Source organism: Marinobacter aromaticivorans (assembly GCF_002806975.1).
Taxonomy (GTDB): Bacteria; Pseudomonadota; Gammaproteobacteria; order Pseudomonadales; family Oleiphilaceae; genus Marinobacter; species Marinobacter aromaticivorans.
The window spans coordinates 252,550-271,266 of record NZ_NIHD01000004.1; the positions used below are offsets into that span (position 1 = coordinate 252,550).

Annotated in this window: 8 protein-coding genes; 6 read left to right on the forward strand and 2 right to left on the reverse strand. The window is 51.3% G+C overall.

Translation table 11 applies throughout. The features are described 5' to 3' along the window. Nucleotides 1–66 precede the first annotated feature (66 nt). From CDH48_RS08635 to CDH48_RS08655, 5 genes are read left to right on the forward strand one after another with little or no spacing between them, the layout of a single operon-like run. A complete protein-coding gene (locus tag CDH48_RS08635; protein WP_100688328.1) occupies nt 67–5,127 on the forward strand; it encodes an AAA domain-containing protein in 5,061 nt (1,686 codons plus the stop codon). Then, nucleotides 5,128–6,525: a hypothetical protein gene (locus CDH48_RS08640; protein ID WP_100688329.1), complete on the forward strand. Its 1,398-nt coding sequence runs from the start codon at nt 5,128–5,130 to the stop codon at nt 6,523–6,525. Continuing rightward, nucleotides 6,522–7,751, forward strand: coding sequence for a DUF6361 family protein (locus CDH48_RS08645; protein WP_100688330.1), 1,230 nt, complete (start codon nt 6,522–6,524; stop codon nt 7,749–7,751). Before CDH48_RS08640 ends, CDH48_RS08645 begins: the two co-directional genes overlap by 4 nt. Then, nucleotides 7,745–9,541, forward strand: coding sequence for a phospholipase D-like domain-containing protein (locus CDH48_RS08650; protein WP_100688331.1), 1,797 nt, complete (start codon nt 7,745–7,747; stop codon nt 9,539–9,541). The genes CDH48_RS08645 and CDH48_RS08650 overlap by 7 nt, the downstream gene beginning before the upstream one ends. Before the next feature lie 15 nt (nt 9,542–9,556). Beyond that, nucleotides 9,557–12,922, forward strand: a complete 3,366-nt coding sequence (locus CDH48_RS08655; RefSeq protein ID WP_100688332.1) for a DEAD/DEAH box helicase — start codon at nt 9,557–9,559, stop codon at nt 12,920–12,922. Between the two features lie 518 nt (nt 12,923–13,440). Here the strand turns inward: CDH48_RS08655 and CDH48_RS08660 are convergent. Together CDH48_RS08660 and CDH48_RS08665 are read right to left on the reverse strand one after the other, a co-directional pair. Continuing rightward, nucleotides 13,441–16,365 (reverse strand): plasmid replication protein, CyRepA1 family, encoded by a 2,925-nt coding sequence (locus CDH48_RS08660; protein ID WP_100688333.1) that lies wholly within the window; start codon nt 16,363–16,365, stop codon nt 13,441–13,443. A gap of 498 nt (nt 16,366–16,863) precedes the next feature. Further along, entirely contained in the window at nt 16,864–17,868 is a 1,005-nt protein-coding gene (locus CDH48_RS08665; RefSeq protein ID WP_157807809.1) for an integrase domain-containing protein, read from the reverse strand. Nucleotides 17,869–18,086: 218 nt separating this feature from the next. Here CDH48_RS08665 and CDH48_RS08670 point away from each other — a divergent pair, with 218 nt between their 5' ends. Next, entirely contained in the window at nt 18,087–18,230 is a 144-nt protein-coding gene (locus CDH48_RS08670; RefSeq protein WP_157807810.1) for a hypothetical protein, read from the forward strand. The last annotated feature ends 487 nt before the right edge of the window (nt 18,231–18,717 follow it).

Genomic DNA, 18,717 nt, shown 5'->3' on the forward strand with positions numbered 1-18,717 from the left:
GTTCAAGACTCCTTGCCCGATCTTTTTTTATGAAGTGCGGCAATGCCGTGGGAGCGGGAGTAGTAAATGGAAGTCAAGCTTTGGGACGGTGGTCTCCTCATTCACGAATTGAATGCCATCAGCAAGATGGAGGCGGCATTTGATGAGAAGAGTGCACCTCCGTCGATGGCGGAGCGTAAATCAAGACAAAACCAAACTGCCATTGGGCAACAGCTCAGCAGTTTGGTGGGAAACAAACTTCAATCCGGCATGTGGCCATGGAAGGGCTATGCGGGATTCAGGTTTTCCGACTCCAAAGGCAAGGACGGCGAATTTGATCTGGTTATCATCACTCACAAGAACATCCTCATTGTCGAGCTGAAACATTGGCACGGAACCATAACAAGCTCAGGCGATCGCTGGCTTCAGAATGGAAGTGATAGGGGCCGCTCTCCCGTCAGCACAACAAGAAATAAGTTCTTTCTCCTGAAAAACAAAATTGGGCGAATTCGTCATCAGCTGCCCGGGAAAAAGGTGCCCCGAATTGAATACCGGGTTGTTATGTCCGGCAACTGTGATTTCTCCGGCATTTCAGATAACGAAAAAGACTTCGTTCTATCACTGGATGATTTCCTGAAGCTCGCGGATGAGAAACGATTTAACAAAACGTTTCGCCCTCATCCTGATCAACAGGGCCTTAATGATTACTTTGAGATATTTGATCGGCTCTTTGATGAATCCAACGTTCAAGAGCGTGATCTTGTGGTGGATGGCTATCGGGCTAAGGAGAAAATCTTCTCGCATCCGATGGGAGCATACACCGAATACGAGGCAGTGAATGATCAGAACAAGTCTGATCGGGGACTGCTTCGCCTTTGGGATTTTAACAAGCTCTCCGGCAACCAACCTAAAACACCTGAAGGTCGATACAGAATCATTTCAAGAGAGCAGGAGGTTCTGACGCAGATTCGTCTAGCCGAACCCGAGCTGTATAAGAACTGTCTCCGACCGATGTCCAACCCTTCGCAAGATGATATGACCCGCCAGTTCTGCGAGCGGTTTGAGCTCCCAACCGGCCACTTGCGTTTCAATGCTTTTATCAATAGCCATGTAGTTGGCTACTCGATTCAGGAGCGGCTGAACGTTGGCAAGGTTCTCGTCTCTCAGTTTGCGAGGATGCATGGGGCGAAGGTCGCCCATAGGGACGTAGGCGATCACAGTGTCTGGTTGTCCCCGTCGAATGCAATAACACTTTCGAACTTTATCGCCGCCTATTACCAGCCGGCCGGCACAGTAGGGGAGCAGCGGAAGGAATTGAGCATTGGGGCTATCGAGTTACCTGAGGATATCGGCTCCAACATTGAACTAGCTACTCCTTTTACCCGTGATGTGTTTGCTCTCGGAATACTGCTCTGGCATTTGGTTAAAGCCCAAAACATTCCTCACAAGGCTGACAGTAGCCTATTAGAGAAGGTTGTTGGCGACCTCCAACACTGTGAAGATTGGTATGCCCCTGTAATTTTGCGAGCGATTCAGAAGATACCGAGTGAGCGCTACGCGGATGCCGGGAGCTTCCTCGGTGCTTTGAACGAAGGTCAGCCGTCGAATGCCGAAGTCTTCGAGTTTGACGACAGTACTTTGGACAGGTTTCGACAGCCTACGCTCCGTGTTGAGCGCGCGTATCCAATGGAGGAGGAATATGTTGATAGTCCCCTCAAGGAGGTTTATCGCTCAGGCTCCAATGTTGTAAAGACATGGCCAGGTTTTGATCTTGGTGGGGATGACCTCGGAGCGGGGCCACGGCTTCTTGCATTTCTCACGACTGTAGAGCGGCTTCAAAAGTTAAAGCTGGGCTTCATGCCCAAGATCGATGAGTTCGGGCTCGCGAAGCGCGATGAGCCATTCGTGGTCTCGCAATGGATTGAGGGCGTTCACTGGTCAGAACTGACAGACTTGGACCAAGACGTGCGCTTCCAAGTGATTGAGAGGCTGTGTGATCACATCTCGTTTCTGCATGAACAAGACATCGCTCATGGTGATTTGCATCCAGATAACGTGAAAGTCGTGCTGCCTGCAGTGCCTGAAGAATCACCGTTTATCTATCTCCTAGACTTCCCAGACCTGGCAATCGATTCGGATGAGACAAAAAACTCTCGGTATAGTCCGGCCTGGGAACATGCGTCTCCTTATGAGCGTGACAACTTCGCGGTCATGCGTATGTCCTCAGAATTGCTTGGCATGGAGTGGGATGTCGCCCGTGACGACGATCTCCAAAGCCTCCGGGATCTGATCAACCTGGAGCAAGAGAGCCAGGCAGGATTTATTTCTCTCGACCGATTTATCGACGCGATCCAGAGGGAAAGAGAGCCCAAGGTTCAGCGGACCACAATTTCTATCAAAACATCAAGGGTAAGCGGGCCACTAACGATACTGCCAGATAATGGGGAATTGTTGGTGACCGTAGAGCCTGACCGTAAGCGGCCACGGATGCTGACGGTAAAATTTAGCGGCATTGGAGGAAATTTTCTCTGCACCTACGATCCTTCAGAACACAAATTTGGACGTGTGTTGTTCCTGAACAAGCAGGACGAGATTTGGGGGCGGGATAGAAATAGTGCCCAGTACAGAATTGATTGTACGTTAGAACTCACTCAGAACGGTCACGATGACTGCTCGGGGCTCAACCAATTTTTTGCTGATAATGGGGATTTCCTCGCTTTAGTGGACGACGTACAGCAGTCGTCCATTGAAAAACAAACTCGTGAGGAAGATAGCGCTGCCACAGAGCCTGGCGTTAAAACAACGGAAGCTGAGAATCAGGACCTCTCCCAGGAACATGAGGAGGAGCCTCGCGAAGCCTCGCACAAGGTTCGAAAGCGTGATATCCCCGTTAATCGTTTATGGAAAACGATCATCGATACGGAGACTGAAGGACTGCCGTCCATAGAGGTTTCTGATGAGCCCGCCCCAACCAGAGATCACTCATCCATACGTATTCCTTACTCGTCAGAGGGAGCTGTTCTCGAAAGCTTTGATAAGGATGATGAGGTCCGGCTGGTTCGAAAAAAAGACGACAAGACCTCCTATCTTGGCTATGTCGATGTTCGTAAGAGCTCGGGGAAAGAAATTGTTGTTGAGAATACGGCCAGGACCCGGTCCGTAAAGCCGGACGAAACGCTTTATCTGATGAGTACCCAGAATAAAACGTCACTCGATCGGAGGAAAAGAGCTGTTACACGCGTGCTCGATCAGCTATCGGTCATTCCCGATCTCACCGCTTATTTTGAGGAAAACTCCGACAGGGTGCCCGTAAAACTCTCGGAGGAACCGTCAGACAAAGATTTCGAGCTATACCAGCGAGAGGATCGAGAAACGGGCAAAGTGATTGGTCTCAACACAGCTCAGAAAGAGGCTTTCAAGAAACTGATCACTTATGGCCCTGTGGGTCTTCTGCAAGGTCCCCCAGGGACTGGGAAGACAGAGTTCATTGCAGCGTTTTGCCACTACCTGGTCAGCCGGGAAAATGTGAGCAATATTTTGTTGGTTTCTCAATCTCACGAGGCGGTAAACACCGCGGTAGAGCGAATAAGGTCTCATTGCCGGAAGCTTGATACTGATCTGGACGTTGTCCGTTTCAGCAACAGTGATCAAGCGGTTTCCGATGGCCTGAAAGATGTTTATTCCAGCGCGTTGGTGAATCAGAGGAAAGCCCTATTTGAGGCAGAACAGACTCATCGATTGACCTCATTAGCCAGATCCCTTCAGGTAAATCCGGATTTTATTGAGAAGTTGCTGATCGTTGAGAAGCGCATCCGGCATCCTATCAATGAGATTGAAAGGCTGGATAAAGATCTGGAGTCGACGGAATTAGATTCCAAGATGCAGAGGGATATGAAGACCGAGCGCGAGGCCTACCGTTCTATCCTTTCCGGGGCCTTGGAGGAGCTGTTCTCCAAACCCCTTCCCGAGGAAGGGGGATATCAGAAACTTCTGCTGGAGCTGCACGAATCCGTCTGTAATGAATTCGGAGCGAGGCCTCATGAGCTCAGGCGATGTCTCTCATTGATACGGGTTTCGGAAGAGATGCTGGAGCGCCTTGAGAGCAAAAGCTCCAACTATGATGAGTTTCTGGTTCGTTCTCGTACCTTGGTGTGCGGTACATGCGTCGGGATGGGGCAGAGCCATCTTGCTTTGAACAAAACACCTTTTGACTGGGTCATCATTGATGAAGCAGCGCGCTCGTCTTCCAGTGAATTGGCGGTTGCTATGCAAGTTGGGAAACGCATTCTGTTAGTAGGCGACCATCGACAGCTGCCACCCACTTATCAGGATGATCACAAGCTTGGTATTGCCCGGGAATTCGGTGTCCCACCCAAGTCGGACGAGCTGGACTTCATCATGCGTAGCGACTTCGAGCGGTCCTTTGAGTCGTCCTATGGGAAACGCATTGGCGCTACCCTCACTATGCAGTATCGGATGAATAAAGCGATTGGCGGCTTGGTTTCCGCTGTCTTCTATGGAGGAAGGCTAGAAACAGGTGACCGCCGCATACCCGAATGCTTTTCACGCGCGCCTTCACCGATAAAAAGTGAGGTGACCTGGCTGGACACCGGTGTGCTCGGCGAGAAAGCGTACTCTAAGGGGGACAAGAGTAAGTTTAATGAAACGGAAGCTGACGAAATCATCAGTCTTTTAAAGACAATTGAGAGCGACGATGTTTTCTGTAAAGGGTTGCTCGATACGGTTTCAGATGACAAAGAACCGACGATTGGTGTGATCTGCATGTATTCAGAGCAGAAGCGCTTCCTGAAAAGAAAGTTTGCGGCCCAGAACTGGCGTGATGATTTCAGGGAGACAGTAAAAATAGACACGGTTGATAGTTACCAGGGGAAGGAAAACAGAATCATCATTTTGTCTCTGACAAGGTCGGATGCCGAGAGAAGTCCGGGTTTCCTGAGGTCAGATAACCGCGTCAACGTTGCTATGTCTCGGGCAATGGAAAGGCTGGTTATTGTAGGGGACATGAGAGTCTGGAGTGGCAAGAACAGTCACTATGGCCTTGGAAAGGTAGCAGCTTACATTCGCGATCGTCAGGGTGAGGGAAGTTTCAATATTCTTCCAGCGTCCAAACAGAAAGGAGGCAAATAAATGTCCACTGGTAATATTCCTCTTTTCGAGCTTGATGTCGCCGTGCCATCTCAGCTTTATATGATTGAGTATTCTCTCGTAGAGCGGGGCAGTCTGCCTTTCGTTCCCGATTTTTTACTCAAACTGCTCCACGTGGCGGATTTCCTTCCACAGGAGGTTGCGCACTTTTTTGGGTTCTCACGCAAAGAGCTTGATCATGCGCTTACGGGCTTCTTTAGTTCCGGAGAAGTGGAGTATCGGAAAGATGGAAAACTCGGCCTTACAGCTAAAGGGCATGCTCTATTCGCTGATACCGATACCTCGCCAATGCGCGAATCGATCGCGAATTATCGGAAACCTTTTTGCTTTGACCTTTTGACCTTCAGTTACCTCGGAAACAATTCCAAGTCTGGCCGAGATAGTCGAACCTTGAGGCTGAAGGTTGACCAGGAACAAGTCGCTGAATCTCAGAGTCTTGCAAAAGAGTCATTCCAGAGAAACATTCACGACATCTACAAGAAAGGTCATCTGGTTAAAGGCGCGCCTCAAGGAGGCACGCCTGAAATTTACAAATTCAGTGACTGCAGCAAAAGGAAGGACTTTGTGGAGAAGATTCCGGAAGTCCTCTCGTTAAATGCTGCAACGTATCAGTTCGAGTTTGAGGACCGAGATGGCCTTCCCGAATCAGAAACTTACATTCGAGCCAGGACCGAGGCGCTTAGCGCTGCTTGCGGCTCCAACAATATCAGTCAAATTTCCAAAGTCGCGGATCTGCTTGAAGATGAGTTTACCCTTAGGCTGATTCAGGATGAGGGGTTGAACGCGGACAGGTTGGCATCGCTGGCCATTGATGAACTGCAGGGTCATGGCACGGAATCTGAGAGACGGCGCCTGTATGGCTCTTTACAGCTGCAGCGCAATTGGCAGGATATTTTTGAGAAGCTGAAATCAACCCTCAAGTCAGATAAGACTGAGACGGCCGAACTTATCTGGTTGGCGCCATCTTGCCACGAACTCTGGGGTAAATGTGAACGGCATGGCCAGGCGCTTTCTGAGGTTTATGAACTGTTCTCAAAGCACCAATCTGGAATAAATGGTTTCAAGGTTTATGTCCCATTACCGGATGATCGGGACAAGCGTGCGAAGAACATCGCCCGGCGCGAGAATGCGGAGGCCGGAAAAAGGCTCTTTGGCTTTGTTGAGTCGGAGCTTCTCTCTTCGGTCGAGATTCTGCTTTTGAAAGACAAGTTCGTTTTAGTTCTCTATCACTTCACAGACTCAAGGAGATACCCAGCGCCAGTTCCGATTGGATTTTTCTCTCAGAGCGCCCAAGACTTGGCCCGAGTCAATTCTTTGATGGCGGGAGCACTTGGGGAATACACCGAGGCTGGGGCTCCTCGGGATTTGGGACCGCTATGAGCAGTATTGGCTGGGTAGATTTTTCATCCACTGACAGGGAAAAAGTGTCGCAGGTTCTTGCGATGTTGCAGGAGTCGGGAACTTTGGATGAGTTAGGAATAGGCCAGATACGCGATGCCTTTGCTGACCTTCTGTTTCCCGGCTTCTCGACCATTCAAACGCGGGCCAAATATTTCATCACAGTGCCCCGAATTATCCGCGACTACATGGAGCTGGATGCCAGGACTCAACGCCGGACATCACTCAGGGATTACCTGGAGTCGCAGGAAAACGAGGTCGCCAAGGTTTTGGTGGAGCGTCATGGATCGGCTGAGAGTGGCATCATCGGCGCGGAAATGGTTGAAAGTAAACAGGGCGTAGCCCGAAAGCCCTCGTCTGTTTATTGGAATGGTCTCCGCCAGTTCGGGGTTGTGAATACCGCAAAATCTCTTGCTGAGTTTTCCAGGGAGATAAATCAAGCGCAATCGGCGTCCCGTGCCTCAGGACATGAGGACGATGACTCTGATGCGATGTCGCATCGCTCCGTGGTACATCTGGATGTCTTTGAGTCAGGTTGGATGGAGGATCTTACGATCCATTTATCTGAGTCCGAGGCGCGATTTCTCATTGATAAGCTGACTCATACCCCTGCCATTCGAAACAGCGTTGTCTCCCAGTTCCTGATTCATGGTTTGGCATCGGAACTGGATGAAGATACCGCTACTTCTCTGACGTTCCCCGAGGTTGTTGCGTGGACGAAGGGTAGAGCCGAAGTCTCTCTTCAATGTAGGCACACTCTTGAGCTGGCGAATGAGTTCAGTGATGCGATATACGGAGCGCATATCCGGTTCAATGCATTGATTGCGAGGAAATCCGGTAACGATGAGTTGCTGGCTGAGCATGAGGAGCTTTTTTCCGAATGGCTTGAGGAAATCAGGGATCGAAATCTGTTTTCGGCTTCCAGTGTGGATGACTGGTTGCAGGCTGCCACCGCTGGCGGCGCCCGGATCAATTTGAATTCACGTGAGTTTCTGCGTCAGTGGCATGAGGCTATTTTTCAGAATCAGCCTGTCAGCAGCTTGGATAGACTGGTGGAAAGCCGCGCTAAGAGAAACAAAGGCCGTCGTTCGACTCTCTTCAAGAGCCCAGGTTTCGCGCCAGAGTGGCAAGGAATGAGTAGGCTGTCCTATCGTTGGGATACAGCTCGAACCATCATGGCGGACATTGTCCAGGGTGCTAAATGCTGAACCCCAAAGCCGAGAGAGTGGACTATGGCTGGGAGCTGCGGCCTCCAGAGGGGTATGAGCTCGATTCTGCCATCGCCGCAACCTACACGCTCGACCTGGATGCTCTCCTGTCCGTCCCAATCGCCTTGTGTTTTCACGATACCTTGGAGGGCGAAATCCAGGGTGAGCGCTTGGCACTTTTGGAAGCCGTTGGGCAGCTTAATGGCCGCCTGAAGGTTTTTTATCAGGCGGGAAAAATAAAGCTGCCAGGCAACTATAATCGCTTGTTTGCTTTGCTAGAGCCTTGGCTTCAGCCGGTAATGCCAGGGGACGTGGCTTATTCCTCTTTCCATCCGAAGTTTTGGCTCCTGCGATACACCGCGCCCAAACGTCCGGTGCGCTATCGCTTGATCGTGCTTTCCCGGAACCTCACATTTGATCGAAGTTGGGACCTTGCCTTGTCTTTGGATGGAGAGGTTTCTCGCGAATCAATTGACAGCGCCCATCAGAGGTGGGATGAGCTGGTGAGGGATCTGCTGCGGCAGGATCCTTCCTTTGAGCCTGGCAAGGTCATCAGGAAGGAGCTCGACCGGATTAACTGGCACCCACCTGAGAATTTTAGAGATCCCAGAATTCTTGCGGGTGGCCCCAGGTATGGCCAGCCACTGAATATGCTTAGCCCGAATGACTCAATATTAGTCGTTTCGCCATTTCTGAAGGATTCAGTAGGTGGCGTGGGAGCTTTGGATGAGTTGGCTCAGAGAGCTCCAGAGGGTAATCGCTGGTTATTCAGTCGGGGTGAAGAGCTTGATGAGATAGGGCCGGAGAAGCTTGAGGGGTGGTCCTGTTTTTCCATCAACACGGATGTCGTTGATGGTGAAGAACGTCTGGAGATGGGGACCGGTAGGCAGAATCTTCACGCAAAACTGATCGTTGTCGAGCGAGGGAAAACTTGTCACTGGCATCTGGGGTCAGCAAACGCGACGGCTGCGGCCTTGGGTAACGCAGGCGCTGACCCGCGCAATACTGAATTGCTGGTCAGGCTGACAGGGAAAAGCCGTTTAATTGGGCCGGCCGCGTTGCTGGAGCAGTGGATTGATAAAGATACGCCTGGCAACGGGCTGTTTGTGGAGCACCAGTTTGAAGAGCGACCAGCCAGTGAGGGCGAAAGCGAGAGAGATTTGTTTCGGGTTCTCTCGTTTGATCTGATCAACGCGAATTGGACATTGTCTGCCAGGGAAGGAGAGTACGATCCCACTCTTTTTGAGTTAGAGCTTTCGATAGATGGGGTACCAGAACTGCCAAAAGGGCTATCGGTGGAGGTGGGACTTTTGCCAGTGAGAGGGTCCTATCGGCTTCTCGACAGCATCATCTGCTGGAACAACTTGAATCTGAACCAGCTCAGCGCGTTTCTGGCCGTGAAAATCACTGCGCAGGGAAGCGCTGAAACCGAGCACTTGGTTATTCAGACCAATCTGCATTTGCCTAAAGGAACGGACCGCGACCGACGCATTATCGAGCAGCTGGTGGATACTGAAGATAAATTTCTGAATTACATTCGTCTTCTCCTGCAACGACATCCGGACAAAAACGATTGGCTTAGCTTTGATGGCACCAGTGGTCAAGCGGGAGCTCTGGCCACCTTATTCGGTGACTCCCCGATTTTTGAACAGCTGATGCTTGCCGCCGCTCGGGACACTGAGGTGCTTGAGCGAATTCAAAAGATGATCGATCGGCTTGAGGGGACGTCAGTGCCCGTTCCCGAAAGGTTTGCTCGGTTGTGGCGGCATTTTGCGCCCGCAAAGCGCTAAGGGAAGTGTTGGTTTATGCATGAGGTGTTTGAGCAAATCGAAAAAACGCTGGCTGGCTTGAAAGATTTCCAGCAAGCCTCGGTAGAGAGAGTGATTGAAAACTTCTTTTCAGAGGGACACAGCGAGCGAGTTCTTGTTGCTGATGAAGTCGGTTTGGGCAAAACCATTGTCGCGAAAGGGGTAATCGCACAGATGCTTCGCCTGCGGCTAAATCAAAGCCTGCAAACCGGCGATGACGAGCGCCCCCCGCAACCTTTTCGAGTGACCTATATCTGTTCCAATCTGGCCTTGGCCAACGAGAACCGTAAAAAGCTGGCGGTGTTCAGTGATGATCTTGCCGAGAAATACGTCAGAGAGCCCTCTTTCGGTCGTTTGGTGGAGTTGGCAGTCAGAGAAAGGCACGGGACCAATGGCCAGTTGCTTGAGGTCTGTTCACTGACCCCCTCCACCTCGTTCTCACTCACAAACAGTGACGGTAACGTTTGGGAGCGGCAGATCCTCTTTCAGTGTCTGATGAGCCACGCGGCATTGCAGCCATGGAGGCCGGTACTGGATCGGCTTATGCGTAGCGAGGTTAAACAGAGCACTTGGGATACGCAGGAGCGATGGTTTCAAGGATGGTATGAACTGAGTGACGATCTGGTAGATGAATTTTTAAGAGATCTTGAATCCGAGGCATCGCTTTCGGAGGATCTTGCTGACTGGCTTGGGGTGTCCGGCTGCTCATACATTGATGTGCTGGAGGCCATTAGTCGTCGGTTTTCCGGCTATTTTGCCAGTGATTCCCAGGAAACCTGGAATGAGCTTTTGGCTGGCATTGCCGGAACAGAGCTAACCGTCGGTTCTGCTTCCTTTTATCGGTTACGCTCGGAACTGCGGACCAAACTTGCGAAAACCTGTGCTCAGCATATTCACGCAGATCTATTCATTCTGGATGAATTCCAGCGTTTTGATTCCCTTCTGGACATGTCGGCGGATTCTGAAAATGCCCTGATCGCACAGGAGGTATTCAAGCGCGATAATCCTGGAAAAATCCTGCTGTTATCTGCAACGCCCTTTAAAGCGCTGAGCCGCATAGAAGATGATGAAGTTGAAGCATCCCATCAAGAAGAGCTACGCCACCTACTGACATTTTTGATGCATTCGGATCAGCAACGGCTTTCCGAGTATGAGGCTGCCAGAAAGGATCTTTTAGCGACGATACTGCGTCTCCGGGATGATTCGTTTTTAGTAGAGGATCTCTCGGATGCTGAGAAAAGGAGAGTGGAGCGGGCACTTTCAGATTTTATTGCCCGTACCGAGCGCGGACAGATCGGAGAGAACGTTGACTCGGTATTCACATCGAAGCCCCTGGATTGCGGGAAGTATTTTAGCAACAGCGATATCAAATCCTTTGCAGCAATGACTTTACTGGCGGACACGGTTGATCAGGTGTCCCAAGCGCGACACGGTCATCAACTGATGGAGTTCTATAAATCGGCTCCCTGGGCGTTGTCTTTTCTCGGTGGCTACTCGTTCAGAGACAGACTGGAGCGGAATCTGAAGAACCCCAAGGTCCGGTCTGCTCTCGGAAAATCGACAGTCAGTTGGTTACCTCGGGAGCGTATTGCTAATTTTCGACTGAACCTCTCAGAAGAGGCACCGAACGCAAAAGTTCGAGGGCTCGTAAAGCGGATCTTCGATGACAGGGTGGAGGAATTGTTGTGGATTCCCCCAAGCTCTCCCCATTACCCCTTACAGGGCGCATTTGCAGCCAATCGGAACTTCACCAAAACTCTGTTGTTCTCGTCCTGGGCAATGGTTCCACGAGCCCTGAGTGGATTGCTATCTTACGAAATGGAGAGACGTCTCCAGAAAGGAAAGGGCGGTCGCTCCAAATATTTTGTCGAGGATAAGAAACGGAGTGTTCCACTCATTCGCCTTGAAGGTAAGAACGCGCTAACAGGGTGGTCACTGATTTATCCCTCGCGGGTGTTGGCGTCGGAATCTTTAGTTCGCAGTGATACCTCATTGGACGAGCTTCTGGCCCTGCGGAGTGTGCAGTTTGGGGATAGGCTGACAAGGCTCCGTCAATATGAGAGTGACGGGCCTGAGGACCATAATTGGTATGCGTATGCTGGCATGTTGCTGGACCATGTCAGTGGTTACAGCGATGCACTGGAAGACTGGCAGAATTGGCTGCAGACCGAGCAGGCAAACTCAAAGGATGTAGGGCGGCGGAAGCATCTGGATGAAATCGAGGACAGCCTGGAGCAGCTGCTTAGCGGGCGAAAAACGCTGGGCAAGATGCCAAACGACCTCGCTGATTATCTGGCCCTGCTTTCGATTGCAGGACCTGGCGTATGCGCTTTTCGTATGTTCTCGGGGCTTCTTTACGATATTGGCGCGTCGGCGACATATAGTGCGGCAATTGGTATCGCTTTTGGGGTGCTTACGCTATTCAATAAGCCCGAGTCGATTGCCGTGCTCGAAAAGCAGTCAGGAACCCGGCTGAAGAATGCCGCACATCTGAGTAGTATCTGGAAGTCTCGTCAAATTTTGAACTACTGTGCACAAGGTGGCTTTCAGGCGATGCTCGATGAATATGGCCATCTGTTGAAGGGTGCCGGTCTGTCTGCCGAGGAGGCTGCAGAGAGATTGGCAGGCGTCATGGGCTTCCAAACCTCCTCCATCACCTTTCAGTATTTGGGCCACCAAGACGGCAAGCGTCATTTAATCCCAATGAACGCCACTTTGCGTTGTCATTTCGCGGTACCACTGGGCATTCAGAGTGCGGCCGATGACAAGCAGCAGGTTCGCGTAGAGCACATTCGGGATGGTTTTAATTCGCCGTTCAAGCCGTTCATGCTTAATTCCACATCCATCGGCCAGGAGGGCTTAGACTTTCACTGGTATTGCAACCGGGTGGTTCATTGGAATTTGCCGTCCAATCCGATCGATATTGAACAAAGGGAAGGGCGCGTAAACCGCTATAAGTCTCTAGTGGTTCGCCGCCGGGCGACTGAATACGCAAAATGTCACGGCTTAGATCTGGACCAGCAAAGTGACCGCGGCGATTATTGGGAACACCTGTTTTCAGCAATCGACCACCTCTCTGAAAATCGGACGAGCGATTTGATGCCGTATTGGCATATCCCTTCAGGGACCGCGCAAATTGAAAGACTGGTTCCAATGATGCCTATGAGTCGCGAGGAGGCTCGATTGGATGAGGCTCTCAAAATCTTGTCGCTCTACCGTCTGGCGTTTGGCCAACCTCGACAAGAGGAACTTCTGGGAAATTTGGTAAAGAGGGACTTTTCAGAGGATGAGTGGGATACGATCCGTCGTGCTTTGGTTATCAATCTGGCACCTCTGAATCAGAAAATCGCCGTTGAGCTTTAAAGGGCCCCGGCCAAGGAAAAATATTGGGTGTTGCCCAATGCGTCTGGCCTAGGTGTGGCAGATTGGGCATATTCTTCTAGTAAATCACCTCGGAAGTGCCACACCGGGGATTCTGAATGATGATGTCGAGCTTTGTGCCTACGGGCACGAACTGCGCAGCCAACCTTCTTATCCATGGCGGGGGGCTTTTCTCACTAGCGATTTGGGGGGATGGCTTTCTCTGCCCCAGAGACGGCTGGGCAGAGATGGAAGGCCCCGGCCAGGAAGAGGCGGGTTGGGGGATCGAGTTCTGACGTACTGGCGGCGGGTGCGCGAAAAAAATCTGTCTCGAAGGTGAGTTTCGGTACTCGACCATTAACGGCACCGGTGTGGCAGATAGGGCATATTACTCTTAGTAATTCATCCCGAATCTGCCACACTGTGCCCATGGATCTGGTTATTAATCACCTGCCCAGGCTTGCGATTAATATCCAGAAGCCAACTCCTTGGCCGGGGAAGGCTATGCCTGGCTCGATGGTTCAGTGTAACTGCAAAAGGTCCGGTGCCTGTTCGCTGGCCCATGCTTCACCCAAAGTCACTGTCTCGCGTCCGCGGTTACGCTGATCAGCTAAAAGCTGCAACTTTTTGTAGCTATCTGGCGTGACTGCGTAAAATCGTTTGATAGGGTTGCCCTTGCTAATCTGGCCAATTGAGATTTCATCACCACAGTTGACCCTGCACTTTTGAGTCTCTTTAACGGTAAGGCCAATATTTTTCAGTACCTTGTTCATCAGCCGAGTGGGTTGGCCGGTAGGTTTCTTTGAGGTTGATGCAATACCGAGAAACCTGAGCAGATCCGATTGTTCATGGATCCTGTCCGCTACGATATAAGCTGTTTCATCTCGGTAGGGCTGCAGGAAGTTGATGTCAGCAAAGAGCCACCGGAGCGCCTTGGCCCTCGCCACAGGGTATTCCTCATTAATGGCCGACCCTCTACGTCGCGTGTATTTCGGGACGATCCCTCTGAGGGCATCGAATAGGTCCAGTTTTTTGATGCCTCGGCCATGATCCCAAAACTCGACCAACTCACGGGTAATGGGCACGTTACCCAGGCCGAGGTTCGTTCGCAAAGTGTGAGCCTCCAACATGACATTTTGTGCCTCTGTGCGATTGCGAAGACGCTTGAGCTCTATTGCTTCGCTGTCGTTCAATACTGGGGCCGATATCATCGCCTGAATATATCGGTCCTTTGCGCGTGCTGCGGCTTTGGCTTGGGCTTGGCCATTGGTGGCTGATCCTTGAGAATGATCTGAGCTAGCAGCTAGTCGCCATCCCGCGGCATCGAGTTGCCAGAGTAGCCCGGCGGCAAAGTCTTTTTTCATCCGCGCTTCTTCCGCCTGAATATCCGCCACAAAATGATCGAACGACGTAATTTCCTGGTTTCTGCGTTCAAGTCTTGTTGCTGAACGTACCGCTTGAATTTGACTGCTGCAGTCGAATATCTCTGTCCCTCGTTTTCCGAGCTGCCTGAGGCCGAGCACGAACTCCGTGAGATATCGCACCCTTCTCAGCTGCTGAAATGCGTCAACGGGAGTGTGCGTATATCCGCCACCGACGTAGAGCCCCAGGGTGAATCGTTGGTTATCTGGCACGGATTCATGCTGGATCGATATGCCCGAGCTGATGACTGGTGAAGCGATAACTACGTCATAATAGAGGCTTTCAGCGTCTGCATTCGCCAGGAGCCGGCTTTGTCGTTTCCCTCCCTTATTGCCGGAGTGAATAGCAAGGGTTCGATACCCCCTCTCCACAAAAATCTGTTCCAACACTTCAACGGATTTTTTGGCCTCCGCTGCAATCCAAATTTTTCCTCCGGAATCCAGCTCAGCCAGCCCTTGTTGAGCTATGTGCTCCTGAGCTTTGGCTCCTAAATAATAAACGCCTTGGATACCGGCATCTTCCGGCTTGGGGACATCGATGATACGGAAACGCTCACCCGGGCGGCATGTTTCAAGGAATGTTATGGTTCTCGCATCGATGCTTGCATCGGCGACGACCACGGAGTGTGCGTTCGCGACAAGGGACTTTAGTCGCTCAAATACCTGCTCGTTTGTCGCTGACGATGTACGGCAACAGTCATCCGAAGTCAGGAATCGAAGCACTTGTGAAATTTCGTCGATGAAAAGAACTTGGTTTCGGCGAACCAATGACTCAAATTTTGGGTTAGTTATAGAGGGAAGGCAAATCGCAAGCCCCCGATCAGGATGAGTTGGTTCCTGATCGATGTAATTATTCAAAGCGAGGCGCTTTGCAAGTTCCGTTGTCAGGCTGATTCGGTGACAAATGGCGAGAAAGGAGAACCCATTGGCAGCAGCCCAATCGGCCAAGGGGCGTCCAATCATCTGGGTTTTCCCAGATCCAGTGGGTGCGCAAACTACAGTAACGCCATGGCTGTCATAGTCGATGATGGTCGGGAGTCCGGAAGGACATATCTCCAGTTGATGCGAAGTGGATACCATCTTAGGCATAGTTACTGGCATCAAAGCCGTGTCACGGCGAAGGTCGAGTTGGCGCTTGAGCTCTGTCCAGATGTTATCCAGGGTTTTGGGGTGGATCACTGGCTGGTTGATGGATCCTTCAACCAATCCTCGGAGCTCGCTGAGGCTCAGTTTGACTGGCACTTGGGGTAATAGTCGTTTACCAATGCTCAGCGCAAGGGATGCAGCAGTTTTAGCATCGCCTGTATTCGCCAGCTCTTTCAGCCAGGTTTCTTGTGATTTGGACAACTCTATGTCGTCCAGCTCATCAGGGAGAAACACTGGGGCTTTAGAAACCGGTGGGAGCGACAAGATTTTTGCTGTGCCCTCAACCCCCAGACCTAAGAAGTTCTTGGCCGGCGTAGACATGTAAAATGGGAGAGATGTCATCATTGCATTTGTTATTGAGTCTGGAAAGGATCGAATACTCCAGGTATCCGCAAAGTCGGTTTGCGTGCAAGTGTTCGAGTCCAGAGCGATACAATTATCTGGGTGAGCAGGGAACGTCCCGGTTATGGTTCTCAGCCATTCCGGTTTCCAGCACACTACTACCGTGCGTCCAGTGGCTCTCCACAAAGTGTGACCACTGGCATAATCCACGCAGAAGATCTTGCCCTCTCCCATACCTGAAATTTTGGAGTATCCAACGCCATTCTGGGCCAGTTGCGAGGGTCGTCCGTCTTGGCCAATCAGCATCAGATCAACAGGTCCGTGGACATCATTAGTGAACATAGGTACGAGAAGCTGTTTTTCCTCTTCGTCGAACCGGATGTTCAATGGTGCTGGGTCAATATCAGTGACCTGGAGATAGAAATGGTCGCGCTTGGAAAGGGGTGTTTGCGCAGTTTGCCACCGAACGCTTACGAGGGAATTGCTAGCAGCACTGAAAACTGCATTGTTCTGATTTGCTGGTTTCTCATACATCATTCGACTTCTCCGATATCCATTAAGGAGTAGTCAGCGTATGGAAAAGCAACTCCACGTAGTTTCGTGTAATTCCATTTTTAGAGCAATTAGAGCCAGATTGTGAGTTTTTTGGGTTTGTCCTGACCGAACAGATATCAAAGAGCACCCCACGGTTGGAGCTATCGGCCAAATTTGGGCGACCTAGATCTGACAACCGTCAAACTGGCTGGTCGGCCGCCCCGGGAGCGAGGATGCATATTCAGTGGTTTTGCCCAGTACTCCTCTCGGCCCAACGCTCGGATTAATAACCGTAAGGCGGTTCTGTAATCCTTTGCGGTGGTGTCAGATAGCCAGTGCTCCTGTAACCACCGGCAATGCTTCAGCTTGATTTGGTTGGGATGACGAACCTCGGGGAATCGGTCCTGAATTGCTGCAGCCATTTTCTCGATGCGTCTGATATGCCGGAGCCTGGTTCGTTCGGCAGCCGGGGTGTTAGAACACTTGAGTTTTTTCTGGATATTATTCAGATTCACGACGAGAGGCCTCCTGATTTCTACGGGCACGCTTTCCTATGTATGAGGCAGCCACACCTATCCGCCCATGCCCGGCCTCTCTGGACACCTCCCGTCGCCCCTCTAGATCCGCGTCACGGTTAAAGGCGCCAGTCTGTTTGAGTGGGGCAGGATGGCCGCAGTGTTCCTCGTAAATCTCTATCATTCTTTCCGCTCGGAGATCCTTAAAGCACCGAATGCCAGCGCCCTTCAGCGAGGTGCGCATAGGATTGATAACCTGATTGATAAAGCGCCGATAGCTGCCGTAGGCATCCACTAGGCAGTCGTGCTGGTTTGGAATGGTGGCTAGCGCGTAATCGAGTGCTTCCTGTTGCCGGGTGCCAACGACAACAAACCGCTCTCTACTCCTTCTGCCCCCCTTAGTGCCGTCGAGAATCCAAACGCGCCCGAATTCAACGGATTCCGACTGCAATCGTTTGAGATTCGCCAGTGCAGCTTCTCGGAGGCGCATTCCAAACGCCCTCGCCAAAAGGATCATTGCTGCGCCCTTGAGGTTGTTGTCCTGTTCAGCCGATCTGACGGCCAAGCGAATATTGTCTGCGGTGGTGTTTGGTACATCGGTTCGGATATAGGAACGGGCACCGACAAACTCGGAAGGTGGCAGGAATATATGCCGATCTCGTCGCGCTGCCAGCATCACAGTATTTACCGTAGAAATCAGATTCTGGGCGTAGGCAACACTCGTTGTGCCGAGTTCAACTCGCTCGGCCAGATAATGCGCATACGCGTCCAGGTGCGCTTGCGTAATCAGGCGGAGATCTTTAATCGGTTCATCGAGCTCTGACAGCCACACCAGAAAATGCTTAAACCGTTGGCCGTGCGTGTGTCGAGTGCTGTAGTGATCATGACTGCCGAACATATCTGCCAGTGCGATTTTGGCTGCGAAGCCAGGCTTGGCACCGAGTCCAAAATTTCGCTTTTTTGGGGATCGCTTAAAGCCCTTTGTGATCATGGTTTTCTCCGTATGTGTCTGGGTGTATTGAGAGGTAGCAGCGAGGTGCATGGCGAATCCTGAGCAAACGGGGTAGAGCCGTTGATTCGCCATGCGCACAGACCCAAACCCCGAAGCTCAGTCAGTATTCACCACGTCAAGATATGTGGCTCCGGGTCTATGCTCGCGCCGCTGCTGGCGCATTTGACGGCGGCCCTCAACCCGTTTCAAACAGACTGGTGGGTCAGTTCGGGGAGGGTACTCACGTTGTCAGCATGAGTTTCGAGGGCCGGAATGACATCAAAAATGACGATGTCGTTTGGGGTGAGTGCGAAATGCTACTGGCCGATGACGGTGATGACGCATCGTTGATCAAGGGTTGAACCTTTAGTCCGGCCACAGAACAGGGTTTCGTTCTGCGTTTCGTTACTCGATTGTGATCAGGTGCGGGCAAACGCACTTATATCAGGCGGTTTGCACCCGGCCACATTCAGTCATCTCAATCGGCCCAGACGAGGGAAGACAGAGATTCTTGTGGTGTGGATAGCCCCTAAGGGCGGTAGGTGAAGATGATTCCACAAGGGATATAAACGAAAATATTGCCCGGTCGGGCATTTTGGTTTGACCGTTAAGCGATCAATATTGGAGATGCTGTTTGGTTTTACGGTGCCAGCTACACGCGGAGGCTGATGCCTCAATCTACCAATATCTTGCCTTTCGGCATTCGGGTTGTCCAGCAGAGTTAGCGCGATTTTTTTGTGTTTTCAGCACGTTGTGGGCGGGTTGATATTAGGGAGCACTAGGGTTGTCTTAGCTAGTGTCCTCCAAATGGACTCCAAGTGTACTTTCAGAAAATCGGATCAAGTGCGT

Bases quoted from the DNA above. Each gene is read 5' to 3' on its own strand.
- CDH48_RS08635 (WP_100688328.1), top strand. From the start codon at position 67: ATGGAAGTCAAGCTTTGGGACGGTGGTCTCCTCATTCACGAATTGAAT.
- CDH48_RS08640 (WP_100688329.1), top strand. From the start codon at position 5,128: ATGTCCACTGGTAATATTCCTCTTTTCGAGCTTGATGTCGCCGTGCCA.
- CDH48_RS08645 (WP_100688330.1), top strand. From the start codon at position 6,522: ATGAGCAGTATTGGCTGGGTAGATTTTTCATCCACTGACAGGGAAAAA.
- CDH48_RS08650 (WP_100688331.1), top strand. From the start codon at position 7,745: ATGCTGAACCCCAAAGCCGAGAGAGTGGACTATGGCTGGGAGCTGCGG.
- CDH48_RS08655 (WP_100688332.1), top strand. From the start codon at position 9,557: ATGCATGAGGTGTTTGAGCAAATCGAAAAAACGCTGGCTGGCTTGAAA.
- CDH48_RS08660 (WP_100688333.1), bottom strand. From the start codon at position 16,365: ATGATGTATGAGAAACCAGCAAATCAGAACAATGCAGTTTTCAGTGCT.
- CDH48_RS08665 (WP_157807809.1), bottom strand. From the start codon at position 17,868: ATGATCACAAAGGGCTTTAAGCGATCCCCAAAAAAGCGAAATTTTGGA.